General features: G+C 39.8%; 16 protein-coding genes. 6 read left to right on the forward strand and 10 right to left on the reverse strand.

Annotated elements, in window-relative coordinates; all coding sequences use genetic code 11:
- Positions 1–133: 133 nt before the first annotated feature.
- Entirely contained in the window at positions 134–982 is an 849-nt protein-coding gene (locus HG267_RS14945) for a M28 family peptidase (protein WP_045872691.1), read from the forward strand.
- 8 nt (positions 983–990) lie between these two features.
- On the opposite strand, the gene HG267_RS14950 is transcribed toward HG267_RS14945, so the two are convergent.
- Positions 991–1926, reverse strand: a complete 936-nt coding sequence (locus HG267_RS14950) for a bestrophin family protein (RefSeq protein ID WP_045872692.1) — start codon at positions 1924–1926, stop codon at positions 991–993.
- A 379-nt stretch (positions 1927–2305) separates the two neighbouring features.
- Between HG267_RS14950 and HG267_RS14955 the strand changes: the two genes are divergently transcribed.
- From HG267_RS14955 to HG267_RS14965, 3 genes are all read left to right on the forward strand, one after another.
- A complete protein-coding gene (locus tag HG267_RS14955; protein ID WP_045872693.1) occupies positions 2306–2566 on the forward strand; it encodes a hypothetical protein in 261 nt (86 codons plus the stop codon).
- A 150-nt stretch (positions 2567–2716) separates the two neighbouring features.
- Positions 2717–3094, forward strand: a complete 378-nt coding sequence (locus tag HG267_RS14960; RefSeq protein WP_045872744.1) for a VanZ family protein — start codon at positions 2717–2719, stop codon at positions 3092–3094.
- A gap of 1441 nt (positions 3095–4535) precedes the next feature.
- Positions 4536–6821 carry an amylo-alpha-1,6-glucosidase gene (locus tag HG267_RS14965; protein ID WP_045872694.1) on the forward strand — a complete coding sequence of 762 codons (2286 nt, stop codon included), beginning with the start codon at positions 4536–4538 and terminating at the stop codon, positions 6819–6821.
- Positions 6822–7973: 1152 nt separating this feature from the next.
- Here HG267_RS14965 and HG267_RS14970 read toward each other — a convergent pair.
- Positions 7974–9632: a dipeptide ABC transporter ATP-binding protein gene (locus tag HG267_RS14970; protein WP_045872695.1), complete on the reverse strand. Its 1659-nt coding sequence runs from the start codon at positions 9630–9632 to the stop codon at positions 7974–7976.
- 754 nt (positions 9633–10386) lie between these two features.
- Here HG267_RS14970 and HG267_RS14975 point away from each other — a divergent pair.
- Entirely contained in the window at positions 10387–12075 is a 1689-nt protein-coding gene (locus tag HG267_RS14975) for a serine/threonine-protein kinase (RefSeq protein WP_045872696.1), read from the forward strand.
- A 133-nt stretch (positions 12076–12208) separates the two neighbouring features.
- Complete coding sequence (locus HG267_RS14980; RefSeq protein ID WP_045872697.1) at positions 12209–14371, forward strand: serine/threonine-protein kinase; 2163 nt, start codon at positions 12209–12211, stop codon at positions 14369–14371.
- Positions 14372–14690: 319 nt separating this feature from the next.
- Here HG267_RS14980 and HG267_RS14985 read toward each other — a convergent pair whose 3' ends face one another.
- The 8 genes from HG267_RS14985 to HG267_RS15020 form a co-directional block, all read right to left on the reverse strand.
- A complete protein-coding gene (locus HG267_RS14985) occupies positions 14691–15053 on the reverse strand; it encodes a hypothetical protein (protein WP_052335325.1) in 363 nt (120 codons plus the stop codon).
- Positions 15054–15079: 26 nt separating this feature from the next.
- Complete coding sequence (locus HG267_RS14990) at positions 15080–16363, reverse strand: tetratricopeptide repeat protein (RefSeq protein WP_045872698.1); 1284 nt, start codon at positions 16361–16363, stop codon at positions 15080–15082.
- A 405-nt stretch (positions 16364–16768) separates the two neighbouring features.
- Positions 16769–17917, reverse strand: coding sequence for an ATP-binding protein (locus HG267_RS14995; protein ID WP_045872700.1), 1149 nt, complete (start codon positions 17915–17917; stop codon positions 16769–16771).
- A gap of 27 nt (positions 17918–17944) precedes the next feature.
- Positions 17945–18259, reverse strand: coding sequence for a hypothetical protein (locus HG267_RS15000; protein ID WP_045872701.1), 315 nt, complete (start codon positions 18257–18259; stop codon positions 17945–17947).
- 7 nt (positions 18260–18266) lie between these two features.
- Positions 18267–19001, reverse strand: a complete 735-nt coding sequence (locus HG267_RS15005) for a hypothetical protein (RefSeq protein ID WP_045872702.1) — start codon at positions 18999–19001, stop codon at positions 18267–18269.
- A gap of 180 nt (positions 19002–19181) precedes the next feature.
- Entirely contained in the window at positions 19182–20093 is a 912-nt protein-coding gene (locus HG267_RS15010; protein WP_263420062.1) for a hypothetical protein, read from the reverse strand.
- 244 nt (positions 20094–20337) lie between these two features.
- Positions 20338–20763 (reverse strand): TniQ family protein, encoded by a 426-nt coding sequence (locus HG267_RS15015; RefSeq protein ID WP_263420063.1) that lies wholly within the window; start codon positions 20761–20763, stop codon positions 20338–20340.
- Between the two features lie 5 nt (positions 20764–20768).
- On the reverse strand, positions 20769–21938 hold the full coding sequence (locus tag HG267_RS15020; RefSeq protein ID WP_045873515.1) for an ATP-binding protein: 1170 nt from the start codon (positions 21936–21938) through the stop codon (positions 20769–20771).
- Position 21939 lies beyond the last annotated feature (1 nt).

The following is a 21939-nucleotide window of genomic DNA, read 5'->3' on the forward strand; positions in this document are numbered from 1 at the left end:
GGAAGAGACTGCCCCTAGCTTGATGCTGTGGAATCGGTATACCTCATCTAAATATTGATGATTTAGGTAAGAGCGATCGCACCCTTAGCCAAAGAAGCTAGTTGCAAGACTAGGATAACATTGACATAAACAATTGAATTTAAAAGCACGTCTCCAAGCTTACCTATCAGAAATAGCGCGAGAACGCGATCCCTATATGGCGACAGCCGGACATTTTTTTGTCCAAGAATATATTCGTCAGCAATTTAGCCAATGGGGAAGTGTGGAAATCCACACCTTTGATGTTGGGGGAAAAATTTGTCAGAATCTTATTTTAAATTTGCCGCCAGCAGCTACAAAACAACAGCGAAATTTACCACCAATTTTAATAGCAGCTCACTATGATGGTGTACCGGGAACAGTAGCCGCTGATGATAATGCTACAGGTGTGGCGGTTCTGTTGGAATTGGCGAGCAAGTTTGCAGCTGAACCAGTTAAATATCCCTTGCGGCTGGTGGCTTTTGATATGGAAGAATATGGCTTATTAGGTAGTGCTGAATATGCAGCTTTATTACGCCAACAACAGCAACCACTACGCTTAATGTTGTCTTTAGAAATGTTGGGATATCAAGACTCTACTCCTGGTAGCCAAAGTTATCCCCCTCCCTTAGAACGCTTTTACCCCAATACTGGGGATTTCATTGCTTTAATTGGAAATCTGCGAACCATTCCTGACTTAATTAGCATGAGTCGCAATATTCGCCAAGCTGGTATAGGTAGCCAGTGGTTACCAGTTCCCAATCGCGGTTTAATTGTGCCGCAAACGAGACTTAGTGATCATGCACCTTTTTGGGATGCTGGCTATCCGGCAGTTATGGTGACAGATACGGCATTTATGAGGAACCCGCATTATCATAAACCAAGCGATACGATCGCGAGCTTAGATTTAGATTTTCTCACAAGTGTTTGTACAGGGCTAGAAATTGCTATTCGGCGGTTGTGAAATTGGGATTAATTACCGAGACTCAAATCTTCTGTATTAGTCAAGTTGCTGGAAAGCGATCGCACATTTGGCGTTAAGCCGATTAAATCATCAATATTGCGTTTCATTGTTTGGCAAATTGCGTCCAAAGGCAAATCATTATCATCATAACCAAAGGGGTTTTCGATTTCTAAGCCGATAGCTTCAATGCCAAATAATGTAAAACTGACTAAAGCTGCAATTAAACCAGTCCACCAACCCAAGCTTTGCACCATTTGAAATGGTAACAGCAGACAATAAAGAAATAATAATTGCTTTAAATGAATTGCATAGGCAAGGGGCATTGGTGTTCTTAAAATCCGTTCGCAAATTCCTAAATTATCGACTAAATTATTCAATAATTCTTGCATAGATGTTAACTGGTAGCTATTGAGGCATTTGTAGTTATATCTTTGCTGTAAATAATCGCCAATCCAAAAAGCCACTTCTATTGGCGGATTATTCATGATTTTCAATTCCTGATACATAGACGACGGCATCAATTCTTTTAACTCCTGATTGACAGGTTCACCGCGTAAATGTAATTTCGTTGCCACAGCAAAAGCTACTAATAGATATAAAGCTGTAATTTTATTTTTTCTATCTTCTGGAGAAACTTCATCAACGCTGACCCAAATTTGCCTTGCTAAATTTCTCACAGTATTGACTATTGCACCCCAACTTTTTCTACCTTCCCAAAAACGCTCATAAGCTGTGTTTGTGCGGAAAACTAGTAATAAACCTAAAACAATACTGGGAATAACGCTGCCTAATATAGGTTGGGAAACTGGAAACTTATAATAGTGAAGTGTAGAAATAATAATTCCAAAAATTCCAAACAATAAGACATTTTTAGCAATAGCTGAGATCACCGAGCCTTTAAGCTGTAAAACCATTGGAACCCGTTTTAATTTGTCAGCTGCCATGCAATTTACCTAAATAACCAATAAAGTGAGCGTTAGATAACCTCAAAATAATAACTCTAGCGGTAGTACAATTGGCAACAATGATGACACAGAAAGTTTTGCGGTGTCTTGCGGCTAAATCTCATTGTCTCTGTATCCCCAATCCTTTCAGGATTTTCAAGTTGGAATTGAGTTTGGGGAAAAGGTTAAAGGGTAAGGGTTAAAGGTTTTTTCTGGCCCCTTTCCCCCGCCAAGTTGTCTTGGCGTAGTTTAGGGAAATATTAAGCTGGCGTTAATATCTTATACAGTAGAAAACTTTCTTAGGATACAAGTAACATAAAAGTGTCAAGTAGGGTAGGCATTGCTAACCCTGCAAATTATTGAACAAAGGTAATTAAAAATGGGTCGCCTAAATCCCTACACCCTACAAATGCAGATTACTCGGATGTTTGAGCAAGGTCAAACATTCTTTGCCACTACCAAAGTCCAAGAATGGTTGAAAGAACGCAATCACGATCCACTAGACTATGACATTATTTTCCATAAAAAACCTGCTCCTCCTGGTTCTAAAGAAGTTATGGTAGTGGAAATTGAATTGCGTCGCAAAGATGGACAGCCGGTAGACCCCTGGTTACAAGAACAAGCCAATCTTCATGCCTGATTTTTTGCTAATTTAGGCATTTTAAATATTAGCAGTCTTCAAGTTAACTTTTCATTATCTTGAGAAAATTTTTCTAAAAAGAGCGTTCCTGATTGCGGAATGCTCTTTGTTATTCTTGGAGTTATCAAGAATACTTTTTCTGCGCTGAAAATGAAAGCTAATAGATTTTGGGTATTTGCATTTTGGGTTTACTTTGGCATTTTGATGTCTATCTCGCTATCTGCATATCTAAAAATTATCCCCACCGAACTAGCGCAATTTCCTCATTATGATACTATTTTGCATTTTCTTCTATTAGGTATAGCCGCTTTTATCAGCCATTTAGCTGGGAATAAACGTAAAATTCAAATTTTGAATATTTCTTTGCCATTGGCTCCCATGATTGTGATATTAATTTGTGTAATAGATGAAATAATTCAATTCTTTGTACCTTATCGTTCTTTTGATTTATTTGATTTAACTGCTGACCTTTGCGGTATTGTTTTTTTTACTTGGTTAGCAGAAAGAAAAAAACTGAAAACCTCGTAAAAATTTTATTTTGACCCCAGCCCTGTTAATTTCTGTGTTAATTTTCTGTGTGGATTAATTGCTGATGTCATCAACCTAAGAAGCCCAGCCTTAACATGGACTGGATTTTATCTTAATCTGCTTAACCCGAACTCAGGTTTTTCTACTCAAAAATCAAGTGCACGAACTCGTGAATCAAGTTCACAAACTCGTGCATCAAGTACAGGACTCGTGAATCAAGTTCACGAACTCGTGCATTAAGTTCACGACTTGTGAATCAAGTGCACGAACTCGTGCATTAAGTTTACAACTTGTGAATCAAGTGCACGAACTCGTGCATCAAGTTTACAGATCGTGCATTAGCTTCACAATCGATAAACCAGGTAATATGAACAAATTTCAGTAAATATATGCCCAGACGCGTGCTGGCTAATTGGCACAACTTATAGGTTATTTTAGCTTGCATTTACGAATCACCTTCGGAGCGGGAACAGGGAATAGGGAACAGGGAACAGAGGAAAAAGGCATTGGTGTCAACTTAAGCTAAAAGCTATATAGGGCAGGCGTTGTACAAATACCTCGCGCCCTCATCCCCTAACCCCTTCTCCCGCAGGAGAAGGGGAACTAAGGGACTTCCAAATAAAAAAATATCCCAGTATTTATTGTGGGGTGGACATCTTGTCCGCCCAGCTTATGTGGCGGGCAAGATGCCCGCCCCACAAGATGGAATAATTTATTTCTTGGAAATCCCTAAATCTCTTGCTCCCCTCACCCTGTGGGTGAGGGTGAAACCTTGCAACAAAGAGGGTTTCACGTTAAGTTGACACCAATGGGTAGCCCCGTACTCCTACGCTTAAGCAAGCTACGCGTAGCGTCTCGTAGAGAAGTAAGGTTGAAAGCCGAGTGGAATTGTGGGTGACAATGTTAATTTCCTGTTGCCCGTTGCCCGTTCCCTGTTCCCTTTCATAGTTGAGATAGCACAGCCCGGAATTTCAGGTTCAGGTTTAAAAGGCGATCGCAATTCTACAATTCTGAACTTGGTTAAATGTTGAATCTGCATTTATACTTAATTTCCTCCTGCTCAAACCTTAAAAAAACATTCAAAAATTGAGAAAAAATATAAATTTCTGACAAAGGCAGTTGCAACCCGAAGCTTTAATTAACAATCTTGTTTTGGGGATCAAGCTCAAAAGCCGCTTTTATCAAAGCTTTGTCATACTTCTGAGTCTAAATTATCAATTGCTAAAAATTTGATTGTTGTACATTTAATAGCTGCCCTTTTTCCCAGATTATGTAAGTATTATCTAGGCTTGAATGGCTCAACTGAGTTTACTCAGCTTAGTGCCTAAGTTCCGAATGAGGCAAACCTCTACTGGGGCTTGTTTCCTGTTGACGCTGATGCAATGCCTACGGCGGGCTATGCTTACGCGAAAATCTAGACCTGTACACGGAAGACTGGCTAATGACATCGGATATACTGATGACACCGGAAAAAATTTTCTTAGACGGAAAGACTTATATTCCAGCAGAACAGTTACCTATCCCGGAGTGGCCTTGTGTTATAAGCGAAAGACCACAACCAACGCTGACGGTCAAAGATGATGATTTATTTTTTATCACAGATACAATAGGCAACATTTCTGGATGCTCTCTGAACGATGGTAATCCCAGTATGGGGCTATTTTGCTGTGATACGCGTTTTTTGAGCCGCCTAGAGTTGCAGATTGAAGGGCGATCGCCTGTTTTACTCAGCAGTACTGCAGATAAAGGGTTTGCACTCTCGGTTCTGTGTACTAATCCCAGAATCGATGAACGTCTCAAAGCTGATACTGTCGGGATTCGTCGCGAACTAGTGCTAAATGGGGCGCTGTTTGAAGAAATTGAAGTTTCTAACTACAGCACCACTACCGTTAGTTTTGAACTGAGTATCAGCTTTGATGCCGATTTTGTGGATTTATTTGAAGTGCGTGGCTATGGCAGAGATCAGCGCGGTAGACTGTTACGCTTAGTAGAGCCAACGCCAGAAGATGGAACAGCTGCTGATGGTGGTTCACCACTACAAAATCACTCTGCGATGGTGCGGGATGAATCCTTAACCCTCGCCTATCAAGGTTTAGATGGTTTGGTGATGGAATCGCGGATTAATTTCCAGCATCGCCAACCAGACTATTTTAAGGGTTACACTGCGGTATGGCAGCTAGAGTTAGCTTCTCACGAAACCCAAAAGTTGGGTTATCGGGTGAATATGTTGCGAAATAATCAATCGAGTTCTACTGTTAGTGCGGCGGTGACTTTAGCACAAGCCAAAGCCGCTGAATTAATGGAAGAACAGCATTGGGTGCAACAAATTACCCGCATCAGTACCGATAAAAGCACTTTTAACCGAGTGGTGGAACGGGCGGAACAAGATATGTATTTGTTGCGCCAGTCCTTTGGCAAAAATAAGACTGTTTCGGCTGGTGTACCTTGGTTTTCGGCATTGTTTGGGCGAGATTCCATCATTACAGCTTCCCAAACTTTGATGTTAAATCCCCGCATTGCCAAAGAAACCTTGACGCTATTAGCGACATACCAAGGCAAAGTAGATGATGAGTGGCGTGAAGAAGAACCAGGAAAGATTTTACACGAGTTGCGCTTAGGGGAAATGGCCAGGTGTCAGGAAATTCCTCATACACCTTACTACGGTACAGTTGATGCCACACCCCTATGGCTGATGCTTTATGCTGAATATTATGCCTGGACGCATGATCAAGAAACTTTAGAGCAGCTTTGGCCCAATGCTTTAGCAGCAATGGAGTGGATTGACCGCAATACTAAAGAAACTAGCTACTTGAGCTACTATCGTAAATCCAAACGCGGTCTGGCTAACCAAGGCTGGAAAGATTCCGGCGATTGTATTGTAGACCATAAGGGAGAGTTAGCTAACGGCCCCATCGCCCTTTGTGAGGTGCAAGCTTATGTCTATGCAGCGAAAATGCGCCTGGCTGAAATTGCACGGATGAAAAAGCGGCTGGATTTAGCAGATCGTTGGCTAGAGGAAGCCAGAAATCTGAAATTGCGGTTTAACCACGATTTCTGGATGGAAGACCAAGATTTCTGCGCCTTGGCTTTGGATGGTGATGGTAAGCAAGTAGATAGTATTACCTCAAACCCTGGCCATTGTTTACATTTGGGCATCTTTACACCCGAAAAAGCCTACAGCGTCGCCGAACGCTTACGCGCCCCCGATATGTTTAATGGTTGGGGAATACGCACACTCAGCAGTTTATCGCCAGCTTATAACCCAATGGGCTATCACGTTGGTTCAGTGTGGCCCCATGATAACGCCATCATTGCAATGGGATTGCGATCGCTAGGGTTAATCGATCAAGCTTTAGAACTCTTCCAAGGTTTGGTAGATATGACTACCCAGCAACCATATCAACGTCCCCCAGAACTGTTCTGTGGTTACGAACGCAACGGTGATAATGCGCCTGTACAATATCCTGTCGCTTGTACTCCCCAAGCTTGGGCGACTGGTAGTATTTTCCAACTGCTACAAATGATCGTCAACCTCGTCCCTGACGCGCAAAATAACTGCTTGCGAATCATCGATCCGGCTTTACCAGAGTCAATCAATCGCCTTTCCCTGCATAATTTGCACGTCGGCCCTACCGTCCTCGATTTAGAATTTGAGCGTTCTGGTAGCACTACCGCTTGTCGTGTAGCTAAAAAACGCGGCAATTTACGAGTGGTGATTGAAGCTTAGGGCATGGGGCATAGGGCATGGTAAATAATTACTAATGCTCAATGCCCTGTTTGCTAATGGTATAATCTATCCCAAATCAAGCTCATACCAGTTTGAAAAAAGAATCCGACAGATTGTAGGGGCAACAGTAGTGTCAACTTAACGTGAAACCCGCTCTTGTGCAAGGTTTCGCCCTCACCCCCAACCCCTCTCCCACTGGGAGAGGGGAGCAAGAGATTTAATTCCCCTTCTCCTGGGGGAGAAGGGGTTAGGGGATGAGGGCGAAAGTTTTTGTACAACGCCCGCCCTATATAGCTTTAAGCTTAAGTTGACCACTTTTTGAATTCAAAATTCAAAATTCAAAATTCAAAATGAATAAGAAGAATAATTTTGAATTAATTAATTCTGGGTACAAGCCCCCACTGATTCTTTGAATCAGTGGTCTACAATCAGTGGCGGGTTTCAAGCCCCCACTGATTGTAATTTTGAATTGATAATTTTGAATTTTGAATTGTTTTGACACCAATGGGCACTGCCTTGCCCTCTAGAATATTACTGATGTGTTGCAAACATTACTTGCTTTGGTATCAGTCATCAGCAATTTGTGTGTGACAAATATTACATGGTAATTTAATCGTGACTTCTACCTTTTGGTAGAAGTTCGCTGTATCCAAAGTTAGGTACTTTAATAACAAGTTTTGCTCTAATGCTGGAAGATTATTGTGGTGTCAAAGGATTACAAGTAATTGGAGAGGTAACTATTGTTGCTTGCTAATTAACCTTGTAATCCTTTTATGTTTTCTTCTCAATTTTGAGCCGGAGAAGTTATACCAATTTGCAAACAAGGGGAAAGGTGAAAGGTGAAAGGTGAAAGGGAAAATACAAATTCTTTACTTTCTTTTCCTTTTCCTCTTAATATCATGTCCGTTCAAATGCCCGTCATTGCGAACGAAGTGAAGCAATCGCAGAGTCCTTGTGATTGCTTCGCTCCACTTCGTTCTGCTCGCAATGACATATTAAGGGTAATTTGCCGGACATCATATAACCCGCAGAAATTATACCAATTTGCAAAAATGGGGAAAGGGTAAAGGAAAAATACAAATCCTTTCCCCCTTTTACCCTTCCCCTTTTACCCTTCCCCTTTTACCCTTCCCCATCAAGTATTGAAATCCCCTAAGCGCGTGCTAATAAAGGTGCAGCCGCTAGTAGGGTTTTAGTATAAGGATGTTGAGGATTAGCAAAAATTCGTTTTGTGGGGCCGAGTTCGACAATTTGTCCACCATTCATGACTGCAATGCGATCGCATAAAAATCTCGCTAACCACAAGTCATGGGTGATAAACAAGTATGTTAACTCAAACTCTTCTTTTAATTGCAGCATCAACTCTAATACTTGCGATTGGACGCTAGCATCTAACATACTCACGGGTTCATCGCAGATTAATAGTTTAGGACGAGTAATTAAAGCGCGCGCGATCGCAACTCGTTGCTGTTGTCCACCAGATAAATCTGAGGGGTAACGCTGATAATATACTTCTGGCGGTGTTAAGCCGACTTTTTGCAGCATCCATAAAACTTGTTCTTTGGCTTTTGTCGCATCAGCCAAGTTGTGAATTAATAACGGATCTCCGATACTTTGTCCTACTGTCATCGCTGGATTAAGACAAGCGTGGGGATCTTGAAACACCATCTGCATTTGTCGCCGTGAGGAACGAATTTCTTGGCGCGATAAGGTGGTTAATTCTTGTCCTAAAAATTCGACTTTACCAGCAGTGGGACGAATAAGCTGCAAAATTGTCCGTGATAGGGTGCTTTTCCCACAACCGGATTCCCCGACTAAGCCTAAAATTTCTCCTGGGTATAGTTCTAAATTAATTCCATCTACAGCTTTAATGGTTTGATTTTGGGCTTTGAATATGCGTTCAATAAAGTTCGGTTCGATGGTGTAATGCTGCTTGAGTTCCGTAATCTTCAAGATGGGGTTTTGTGCGGGAATATCTTCGCTTCCTAATGCCCAATCTTCATTGGCGATATCATCAACAGCTTGAATATGCAAAGCTGCTTGTAAAAGCGATCGCGTATATTCATGTTGAGGCTGGCGAAATACTGACTCTGTAGAACCCATCTCTACCATTTTGCCTTGGTACATTACGCCAATGCGATCGCAGTACTCGGCAACCATTGCTAAGTCGTGAGAAATTAACAATAGCCCCATATTTTCTTCCGCACACAGGCGCGTTAATTCCTGCAAAATTTGGGCGGAGACAGTGACATCTAAACTAGTAGTGGGTTCATCAGCCACAATCAATTTTGGGTTGAGAAGTAACGCCAAAGCTATAGCTACCCGTTGACGCATCCCACCGCTAAACTCATGGGGATACTGATTCCACCGACTCGCGGGGATTTTTACCTTTTCTAAAGTTGCGATCGCTTTTTCTTTGGCTTGTTTTTTTGATAATTCTGGTGAATGCGCCTGAAGTGTTTCTATACAATGGTTACCAATAGTCATCAACGGATCTAGGCGCGTCATCGGATCTTGGAAAATCAGCGCCACCACTTCCCCGCGAAACTTCCGCATTTCTTGGGGTGTTAAATCAAATACTTTTTTACCTAGAAAATTTACGTTCCCTTCAATCCGGCTAGATGAGGGAAGCAAACGCATAACAGCCCTTCCCAGAGTTGATTTCCCACAACCTGATTCTCCTACTAGCCCCATTCTTTCGCCAGATTGCAGCGTAAAAGATACATCATCAACCGCCCAATTGAGTTCTTCTTCGCTAGACTGAGGATAGGCAACTCGCAGATTTTCGACACGAAATAAGGCTTCACTCATATTTTTATATATTCAGCCCGGAGCTAGCAGCTTTTATAATTGCAAATTTAAGCTAGTCTAGCAGATGATTGGGGGTTGGGGATTGGGGGTTGGGGATTGGGGACTGGGGACTGGCAAGTTCTTTAGTGCTAGGGTTTAAGTCTTTATTTTGCAACATTAAGCCTTTAGGTTACAACATTAACCCTTAATGCTGCACGATGTTGCATGATAGTTATAACATTAACCCTTAATGGTCAAAGGTTTTGCCTTTAGGTTACAACATTAACCCTTAATGCTGCACGATATTGCATTAAAGTTATAACATTAAGCCTTAACGCTGCACGATGTTGCATTAAATGCAAAAAAGTTCAACCTATATTAAGAGACCAAAATTCAACGTAGTGGCCTGGCAAGGCTAAAATAGTGCGTTAGGTTAGAAAAAATTAACCGCCGATAAACGCAGATAAACGCAGATAAACGCGGATAAAATTCATCTTTATTGCAACATTTAAGGCTAGACACGCCAGTAGGGTGTGTTATGCCGTAGGCTAACGCACCTTAAATATTTAATGGTTCGCGGTGCGTTGCGCTACGCGACAACACACCCTACGGTAGCTTTTGTAGAGACGCGATTAATCGCGTCTCTCCGACTAAATACATGTAAGGAAACTTTTCGCCTGTTGCTGATTCAAGGTAGAAGTTGCGACAATTTCTGTAAATGGGGCCTAGCCTCTTGTAGCAATTTATTAAAAATCCTTATCTATCCCTCAGCGCCATGCAGGTATATTGCACTAAACAACACGTAAATAATGGCAGTAACCGTTTTTGTACTCATTGCGGTGAACCATTGCCTTTGCCTGTAGGGCAGCTGGTAGATAAACGCTATAAAATTATACGTCAACTCGGTCAAGGTGGCTTTGGGCGTACTTATTTGGCAGAGGATAAAAATCAAGGGGATCAGCAATGCGTGCTGAAGGAATTTGCACCCCAGGTAGAAGAACCGCAAGATTTACAGAAAGCTAAGGAGTTGTTTGAGAGAGAAGCAAATGTACTAACAAAACTCCAGCACCCACAAATTCCCAAGTTTCATGCTTCGCTACAAGAGAAGTTAGGCGGTAGGGATTTTTTCTTTTTAGTTCAAGATTATATAGACGGTGATAATTATTATCAGCTATTGGAACAGCGCCAAAGCCAAGGCAAAACTTTTACTGAAGAAGAAGTACTTTTATTATTAGAAAAAATCTTACCTGTATTAGCTTATCTCCACTCAAAAGATGTAGTACACCGCGATATTTCTCCCGATAATTTAATCTGGCGGCGTTCTGATAATTTACCAGTCTTAATTGACTTTGGGGGTGTGAAACAATTACCTGCATCTCAAGGGTTTTGGTTTACGCAGTTAGCGGCTAATAATACTTTATTAGGTAAAACAGGCTATGCACCAGAGGAGCAATTACGACAAGGTAAAGTATTTTTTAGTAGTGATTTGTACTCCTTAGCAGTAACAGCTTTGGTGTTGATTACAGGTAAGGAACCACAAGGGCTTTATGATAGTTATCAAGGAATGTGGCGTTGGGGCAAAGAAATCAAAGTCAGTCCTAAATTGGAAGCAGTATTTAAAAAGATGTTAGCTTATCAACCTAATGCTCGCTACCAAAATGCCAATCAAGTCTTGAAAGAGTTACCTACAAAAATGTCTACCAAACCACCAAACTCTTACATTACCAAACTTAAGACAATGATTGTCGCTCCGGGAGGTAAACAAGGTAAACAGACTAATAAAATTGTTAGTAAAATCAAGAGCCAAACGCAATTAATTAGTAATAAAATACCTGCTCCGGTTTGGTTACGTCCTTTTATTGTCAGCTTGGGAGGAACGGCTGCAGTAGGGTTAATTGTTGCTGGTACGTTCGCGGTAGTCAATGGTGTAATTCGGGCGGTATCTTCAATTTCTGTCCCATCAATTCCCTCGATTTCTTTACCCATTGGTCAGCCAGTTAGCGACAAAGGAAAAAGCCGCATCAGCGATATTTTAAGTCGCCGTCAACAACTGGAAATTCCCGAAGGCTTTTTCATCCGGATGGTAGATAACTTGTTTTATACAAAACATCCAGAATTACAAGGGCGTAGCCTTACCTCTAGCGCCGAAGATGCGCGATTCCGAGATGATTGGAACGGGATTGCAGAAAACCTGTTGCAAAAATTGGAACAAGCCAATCTCAATTCAGCCGCTCGTCGTAAACTAGGAAGCTACAGTCAAAAAGATTTCGATACCTGGAGGCGACAAGCCAGCAACGGTGAATTTGGTAATTACACCCTGAATCAACTAACAAAAGATACCTATGCTAAATTTGATCGGTTGTTTCCCGGTCAACAGCGTGGGAAACTCAATCAACAAACCTATGGTCAAATTTGGTATGCGATCGCAGCCGATCAAGTAAGTAAAGTAAAATCTGGCAATTAGGGGTATCGGGGATTGGGGACTGGGGACTGGGGACTGGGAAGAGAAAAAGCGAATAACTTTATAACTCCTGACTCAGAACTCAGCACTCAGTACTCTCAATGCCCCATGCCCTATGAATATAAACTAATTTTATATGCCTTCTGTGTATTGCTCTCAAGGACATGAAAATCCGGTTGGTAGTCGTTTTTGTCACAATTGTGGCGAAAAGCTAGCAGATCAGCCTGTAAATTATAGTATCCAAGCGGGAAAAATTTTAGGCGATCGCTATGCGATTTTGCATCAAATTGGACAAGGTGGTTTTGGGCGCACTTATTTGGCGGAGGATATCAATAGATTCCGTGAATTGTGTGTTTTAAAGGAGTTTTCGCCGCAAGTACAAACGGCTTATGTTTTACAAAAGGCGGAAGAACTGTTTCAGCGCGAAGCTAGTGTTCTTTATCAGCTACAACATCCCCAAATTCCCCGTTTTCGGGAATTGTTTCGCATCAATTTGGGTGGGAAAGAATACCTGTTTTTGGTGCAAGATTATGTGGAAGGAGAAACTTATAGTTCTCTATTAAATAATCGTCAGCAGCAAGGTTTGCGGTTTACGGAAGCGGAAATTCGCCAACTTTTACAGCAAATTCTCCCGGTGTTGGAGTACATTCACTCCTTGGGAGTTATTCATCGCGATATTTCCCCAGATAATTTAATTCTTCGCAAAAGCGATCAACTGCCAGTATTAATTGATTTTGGTGGTGTAAAGCAAGTAGTCGCCACTGTAGCTTCCCAATATTATCAGCCGGGTGTTGTCGGCTCTCCACCCTCACCCACTCTCCTGGGTAAAGTGGGATTTGCACCTCCAGAACAAATGCAAACTGGTTTGGTGTCTCCCCACAGCGATTTATATGCTTTGGCGGCTACTATGTTAGTTTTACTGACAGGTAAACAGCCAAACGATTTAATTGATACTTATACCCTCAGTTGGCAATGGGAACGCGAAGTTAGACTCAGCCCAGCTTTAGGACAATTATTCAATAAAATGTTATCGCCCCGACCAGGCGATCGCTATCAATCGGCGCATCAAGTTTTACAACTGCTGAACTCCCCGGTAGTGACTATTGGGAACGCACAAACTCAAGCACCGACTCAACCGCCAATTCAACCACCAATTCAACCACCCATTCAACGTCCTACACAACCAACTGAATCGGGAACTATTGCGATTTCACCATCTCCCCCTCCCCCTGTTCCTGTTCGTTCCCCGGAACCTCAAAATTCTTCATCACCCGTCAAGACTGTTTTAGCAGTGCTATTAGGGGCGAGTCTGGCGGGAGTTGGTTTGTGGGGAGTGAAAAATTTAATTCAATCGGACGGTGGTAATCTTGGCGGAGTGACACCCACACCCACAGCAACCCCCACCACACCCGCACCCCAGTATTCCCAAGCAGAACAGCAACGCAAAAATAGATTGCGCGATCGCCGTCAACAATTGGGGATAGACTATAACTTTTACGTGAATTTGGTAAATCAGCTGTTCTGGGAGAAAAACCCCAGTTTACAGGGAAGAACCCTCAGCGATGGGCCAGAAGATGAGAGTTTACGGGCACAATGGGATAAACAAGCCGCAGAAACTTTAGACAAACTAGCCCTACTCAGCGCCAAAGCCCGCCAGCAGCTAGGAACCTACACATCAGCAGAACGCGATCGCTGGAAAGTGGAAGTTAACCAAGTAAATGTTGGTAGCCGTTCTTTATATGATTTAGGTGATGTAGCTTTCTTTGCAGCCTTTCCTAACCAGCGCAACAAAACTTTTATTGATAAACCAATTGGACAAGTTTGGTATGGGTTTGTGAGTGATAAACTCAGCGCCATTTTAGCTGGAAGCGCTTTTGAGAAAATAATTTTTGATCAAGGTACTGTTAGTAAATCTGTTAGTGGTACTCTTTCTCCTAGTAATGGCAAAGTCTACATCGCTCAATTAGTTAAAGAACAATCTTTAACAGCGAATTTAAAAGCCAATACCAAAGTTTTATTATCAATTTATTCCCCCTCCGGCAAAATCCAATTTTTACAAGATTCAACGCAACGGAGTTTATCAATCAAACTCCCAGAAGATGGCTTTTATGAGTTTGTGGTTGTTTCCACAGCCTCACAATCAGCAGATTATGAACTCAGCATCAAAGCCGAATCTCCTACTCCCCCAACCCCAACACCCACACCCACAGTTACCGAAACACCTATACCAACGCCCACGGAAACAATTACGCCGACACCAACAGAGACGGCTACGCCTACGCCGACAAGTACACCTTAGAGAATTGGTAATTCGTAATTCGTAATTCGTAATTTAATGAGGAATTTTGAATTGTACCAATTCAAATGATTTTTGCGCCAGATAAATGCTTTATAGGGGCACGGCACCAATAAGATAATTGACTATACCAAAAGATTGTGGATGCCGTGCCCCTACTATTCATCTGTCGCGTTCTTTTTTCAAAATGGTATGATTTAAGGGATCTCCAAGAAATAAATTATTCCATCTTGTGGAGCGGGCATCTTGCCTGCCACATAAACTGGGCGGACAAGATATCTACCCCACAATAAATACTGGGATATTTTTTATTTGGAAGTCCCTAATTGTGGCTTTTTTGCCAATCTTCCAAAGCAGCAATTAAAAATGTAGCTGCGGGGTGATTTAGTATTTGTCCTAATGCTTGGATACCACCAGTTTTTAACGCGCTGAGTACTCGTTGACGCAGGGCATGATTATTTTCTATGTGTTGAATTGCTGCACTTGCTACCGTCATTTTTTCGGCTGTTGTGGTTGTCGGGTAGCTTTGGGATAATTGGTTAAGTAGCTGTTGGATTTCTGCTGCTGCTTCGGATAAATTATTTTTTGTTTGGTTAACGTTAAAATCGCCTTCAACATTCCCAGCGACACCACCGGAAATAGTTGCCTGATTCATATTCATTTGTACTTTGAAATTATCTGACATAAAATTATCTCCTGATCATCAATTTATTAGTTTTTAGTTTTTTCACAAGTACTTTGAGGCTGATACATAAAATTTCCTTCTACATTCCCAGCGACACCTGTAACCTCGGCATAGAAATTTTGCTGAGAGAAGTTAGCCAACTGATGTGTAGGGCTTGATTTTTGCTCCATCCAATTTTTTAAATATCGTTGATAGTCTAGAGAATTAATTTTGCCATGATTTAAAAGTAAACCTAAAACATCATCTCTGTATTCATAAAAATCCAAATCATTCAGCATAGTTGAGATGAGATGTCCTTGTTGAATGAAAGGAGGATTATCAACAATATAAGGCATTGCAATCCCTAACCAACAAAGCATTTCTTGATAATTTTTATCTCGTGCTGCTATTAGCGCTAAATTAACTGGTGGATAAGGATTATAAGGATATATTTGGTATGCTTCCTGATGCGTTATTTTAGAATTATGATAATCTTTTAGGTAATAAAAAGCGACACCCTTGTCTCCAATATTACGACTTAGCTGAAATAATAAAATACCTTGGGGAATATTTTGATTACCAGCTACTTGAATTGCATGTTTATATTGAATTTCAGCATTATTATAATGATAGATAGCGTCATGATAAACTCCTTTCATCAAAACGGTATTTCCCATCATATAAAATATATCGCCAATGGTGGCATAGTCTCTTGCGCCGAGATTATTAGATTGTAATATTTGTTGAATAACATTGTAAGCGCTACGAAAATCTTGCTTGACTCGATAGCACGATGCTAAACGGAAATAAGTTGTTGGTTGACTGGGATATTGATTAATACTTTGAAGTATATTTAAGTATTCTAGAGATAATTTTATTGCTGTATCCAATTCTTGTCTACAAGCATAAACTTCTGCAAGTGTGTCAATAAAACAAGCTTTATCAATATGATTAGTTGCTAGTTGAACAGCTTTGTTTGCAAATGCAAGTGCTTGATCGAGTTGAAAGTTATGAATTGCGTAAATCCAAGCAAGATAGTTATAGGTATGTGCGTGTTGAGGATTGGTTTGCAGAATCTGGAAGAATATCTGGGTTGCTTGATAATAGTTTCCTTGTTGAGTTAATGCGACTGCTTGATTAAATGAAGCTTGAATTTGCGTTTGAATTTGGTCGCTATTTGAGTTATTGGAGTTAGTGAAAATTGTCCATATTCCAGTTGCGACTACAGCTAGCCCAGCAATGGATAAGGCTGCATTATTGTTTTCGTTGGAGAACATTATTATAAAGTTAAAATTATTATTTATTAATCTTTTTTGATTACCATGTATCAAAAACCCATCCCCAAATATTTTGTATATTTTCGCTAATATTTTCAATCGGATTTGAATTAGGATAATTACCTATAAAAGAAGATTCTATATGAATACGACTACTGAAAATTGCTGCTATAGGAAAACAAATAAAAACAATTATTGTTTCCGAAATAAAAATTGTAGTCCAGAATATTATGCTAATAAATAGACCTATCAAACCTATTGGCATACGAAATATAATTATAAAAAACTGCATTTTATTTCGATAAAAATATTTATAAAGAATCAACAATAAAAGTAAGACAGCATAAAATAATATAACCGTGTTAATCAATAATTTTTTAGTATTTATAAATTACTGATGTTGCTAGTTGTATTTGTTTATGCCTATCTACTTTATAAATCACTAATAATTTTTAGTTTTTAGTTTATATAATTATCTGCACCATTTTGTTGTTTTGCTTGCTGAGATAAAGCTTCTAGTACCTGATTTCTCACTTTCTCTTCTTCCTCGGGTTGTAGCTTTTGTGATTCAGAGTTGGTTTGAATACGTGCTGCTTTAATTCGCTCAATAGAATTAAGTAAATCACTAACTGCAACACTTCTTTTCTCTTGTCTTCCTGCTCTCATTGCTGCATCAATAACAGCATTTTTTATGTCCCTACCACAAACATCATCAACTTGGGCAAGTCTTTCAAAAGTGACATCTTTTTCTAATGGCATTTGTTCGGGGAGATGTCGCTTCCAAATTTCTCGTCTGCATTTTTCATCCGGCATTGGAAAACGAACATGACGCACCCGTGTTTCAAATGCTTTATCGTAGTTTTCAACAAGATTTGTAGAAAATATTACGACTCCACGAAATTTCTCTAGACAAATTAACAACTGACTACGCATCGAGTTGATAGCTTGTTCTGAGCCTTGCGTTACATTTGTTAGTCGCTTAGATAGTAAGGAATCTGCTTCATCTATAAATAACACAGCATTTTCTCGTTCTGCTGCAAGGAAAATTGCTTCAACATTTTTTGGTCCCTCACCATGATACATACTTTCAATCTGAGCATAGCTAGCAACTAAAATCGGTCGATTTATTTTGGATGCTATAGCATGTGCTGACAAAGTTTTTCCTGTTCCAGGTGCTCCATAGAAATTAAGTGCTGTACGTGGAAATGGCTCTATTTTTCGCAAACCCCATTCATCAAAGACTTTTGCTTCTAAGTGAATTAAGTCAACAGCTAAAAGTAAGTCTTCTTCTACTTCTTTAGGCACTATTAATTGTTCAAAAGCAAATAGTGGTTCTTGAGCTTTATATCTACAAGCACGTTCTTGTGTTGATAAATCGTTACTAGCCTTTTCCTGATTACTTTCACTTTCTGCGATGGAGTTATATTGTTTTACTTCCGTGTTCTGTAAAGTTTTTGCATCACCAACAGTTACTTTGATACTTTCTAGACCAGTTTCATCTATAAACTTATTGGTTGCATTCAATAGTCTAGAGCGAAAAATAGCAGCTATTGGCTCAGGTATACTATCAGGAATACCTTGAATTAGAATATTGTTGGATGAGTTCATTTGTTAATCAATAATGAATGTATTACTTTACTGCCAAATTACAACCTTACTATTTCGATGAAGATCGCGTACCTCTTGGTCAACTTTGTTATGCTCTATTACACGTTTTTGAACGAACTCCTTCTTATTTTTATTAAAAATACCTTGTACAGTAGTTGCTTTTCCATTTTCAATTGCATTTTCTACTGTCACAGCTATATTCTCTTCTTTAGTCGCAATAGCTTCGTGTTCTTGAAACCATTCAGTAAGTATTGAAAAAGTTAAGATAGCAACAAATATCGCAATTCCTGCTCCTACTCCTAATAGTGCGGAACCTAAAATAAATATAGTAAATGGATCCATAATATATTTACTCCACAATAATGATATTTTTGCCATCAAAAGCTTCTAATAGTTCGTCATCTAATTCTTTAGATATTATCTGACGACCATAAGGTTTTCTATCATGACGATAAACTAACTTATTATCATTGTTTAAAAAAACCTGGATTATAAGTTGACCTCGTGAATGAGGTTGACGAAGAATAGCTCCTTTTTCTATGGTTGTATCTTCTGGACGTTCTGTAACAAAATACCTAATGGCTGATTCATAAGTCATTACAGGTAAGATATCCGGTACTGTCACAATTTCTTGTAATTGTTGACTGAAATGAGAAAATATCGATTGACTTAACTCATAGATTTGCGATTTATTACTTTCTAATTCCACAAAAATTAAGTCATAAGTACCGAAAGACTTATCTAATTTTGCATCTAATCTTTCAAGTACTAACTTTTTTCCATAGGGAGTTCCATCTGAGCGCAAAACTATCCGATCATTTTTATCCAAGAAGAGTTGTGCTATTAGCAAAGTACCCTGATAATGATTTTGGCGAATAATTACACCTTTTTGAACTCTTTTATCAGATGGTCGCTCTAATTTAAAATATTTGATAGTTTCATCGTAATTTATGCTATCAATTACTTCTGATATACCCATAATACGTGGTAATAGTTTTTGGAAATCACCAATTATTTTGTTACTGTTTTCATCTTTCGGCTTTGAAAATTCTGGTAAGCCATTAACTAACCAATCTAGTAGCATTGTTTCACTCCTATTGGCGTAGATATAGCGAAGCTGTCACCAGGGGCTACACCCTTTACAAATCACTCTGTGTCGGTGGAAGGATAATATTGCCGGAATGGCTTGCTTATGCTTCCAATTAACTTCGGCAAAATTATACTTCTAATCCTAAGCATAGGTTGTACTCAGTTGCCAAATGTGTTAATCATAGCCAAGAGACTGCCGAATTTCACGTAAGTAAGACCTCACCCAAAGGTTACGCATCACTCCCGGCTTGGTAAGAAGTTGAGTAACCCGACGTTGTGTAGGTTTTTGTCCTTGTGAATGAAGCAATTGAGCAACATTTTGTATTTCTTGGCATACAAGTTCTCTTTTTTTCTTACCAATTGCATTATTGTATTCTTGGTAACGCTTGGAGATAGAACGAGAAAGTTCAGGAAAATATCTGTATAAATAGCTGTTATTTTTGTAACCTAGTCGTCGAGAAATTTCTAGGAATGAAGGAGGTGGAAATTCTTGAAGTGCTAATTCGAGAATAGGTTGAATTTTTTGCTGTCTACTCACGCTTTTATAATCAGCGTGTCTAACTTTTATTATTTGACATAATTCGGGAAAATGATTCTGTAAACAAAGCGGATAATGTTTTAGACGAAACGCGACATCTTCTAAAGAAGGTGGTGGGTACTCATTAATTACTTCTTGAAGAACTATATTTAAAACTTGCTTTCTCTCGGAATTGATTCTTTTATAGGACTTTCTTGGTTGTTCGGCTTGATTTGTTGATGAGCCACAAGCAATATTATCAAAAAATAAAATATCTGTTGTTAAAAAATCAAGCAATTTGATTCTCATCTGATGACTTAGTAGCAAAAGTTTATCTATTTGAGGTATTACTTTTCCTTTACACCATGAACCAATTGTTGCTTGATTTACTGAAATAGCGCGAGATAAAGCAGCTTGATTTGATTGAAATGCTTGATTAATAAAATTAGAAATTGTCTGACTAATCCGATTTGAATCAATCGGAGATATGATAGTGGGTGCAGATGCGATTAATTCTCCCAATTCGTGATTCACATAAAGTTGCCAAGCAATTTCATCCGCTTTTTTCATTTGGTTGACTCCACCACTTTTGTATCGGTAACTCCCCAGCCATTTACCGCATTTATTACAGTGTCCGGTCTGAGAATCACCAGAAAGTACAAGTTGTTGATTCAAACAATGGGGACACACTGATAAAAAAGGATGGTGGTGGATTGGACAAATCTGAACTACATTAATACACCAAAGAAGTGGCTCATAAATACTTTTGTTAGTATCACGCCATTCTTGGTAACAAGAAGGACACCAAACACGCTCATGGCGAAGTAAATCCCTTTTTAGAAAGCACCTTTTCCCAAGGTCTAAGGGTAAGAAAATATAAGTCTGTTCGTTTCGTCAGGATGGACATTGCACGTACTAAATTAGTTGCCATTAAGCCCGTTCCATTAGTTGCTGTTCTATCTCTATTAACTCCAAGTATTTTGCCGATACTTTCATTTCTTTCATTTCTTAAGTTTGATAATTTCGGTTCTCTACCCATAAATGGGGCAATTTCCTTTATCAGTAGCCTTCTAGTAGTGATGCAATGTTGTTCAGCTAGTCTAATGACATAGCTTGTTAAACTTTCTACATAAGGAGTCCCTATACCAATTGGCTCTAGATTATACAAACGGCTTCTTGGTGGAATCGGAGATTTTTGCGTATCCCACGATGGGTAAAGTTTTAGGGTTAATGTGGACATATCACTCAAGTTCCTACTTGACGACGCTTAGGTAATGGTTGTCCGACTTTAGACTGCACTTTTCTCAAAGTTGAGTTACTCTGTTGTGGTTGAATCTCAACTTGTTTAATGTCGTTATCAATTAGCGCAGATTTTATTGGTAAGCCCAATTCCGCACGCAGTTGCTGAACTTCTCCCTCAATTTGTGCCTGATTATTCTCTCCTTCTTTAATTTTTTTGAGGATGTTTCGACATTGGGCAACCGATAAGGCGCGACGTTCTAGATGTTTAAGCTCAACAGAGTCAGATCCTTCATTAATTGCATCGAACAATGCGTTCTGAAACCAGTTTTTAAGAATGCCTACACAACCCAAACTTCGCTCATAACAGTAATCCCAATGTGATACTAAATCAGGCTCTTGCTGTAATGGCATCCTTAGTTGAAAACCCCAAACCACACTTTGGAATACTTCTCTGTCTTGTTCTATATCAGCATGGTAACGGGGAAAATGTAAGTAAACACTACGTCGGCTTAACTGGTCGCCAACATCATGTAGGGTCAATAATTCGTATGTGCCTACTAGACCATGTACAACTCCAGTTCTGTTAGCTAATGACTTTATAGCTTCAGGTAAATCTGTTAGCTTGCGTCCAGAGGCTACCATTAGCATATGATGAGCTTCATCAATAAAAAATATTTTGGGTTTGCGATGTTTAAGAGCTTGCTCTAACGCCCATCCTAAATCTGTTTCAATAACTTTTGACTCAATCACAATTTGCCCCGAATTGTTCCGATAAATACCTCGTGTGCCGTAGTCTATCTTATGTTCAATTAATGGTTCATTAAGGGCAAATAAGCAGCGCTTAATATGGTCTTTCGAGTTAAATACCCCTGATTTTTGAACCACTGCCTCAACTGATGCGAATGGTAAGCAACCTGGGTCAATTTCGAGTTGCGGTAAATTCGACTCAACTAACCACTTTTCAATTAGTAAACGTAGGGTAGTTTTGCCAACCCCTGTTGGACCATAAATAAAGATAATTCGTGATTCCGAAGAATTACTAACCGCCAGTTTGAGAAAATTGAAGGCTTCTTCTAGCCGAGGGTGTGCCATTGTATAATTGTCGAAGTACAATAGCTTTTCCGTCGTTGATTGTGTCAGTAATGCTGTGGGAAAATGCTTTTGATTAGACATG

The sequence above is a fragment of the Tolypothrix sp. PCC 7601 genome (assembly GCF_025677855.1).
Lineage (GTDB): Bacteria > Cyanobacteriota > Cyanobacteriia > Cyanobacteriales > Nostocaceae > Aulosira > Aulosira diplosiphon.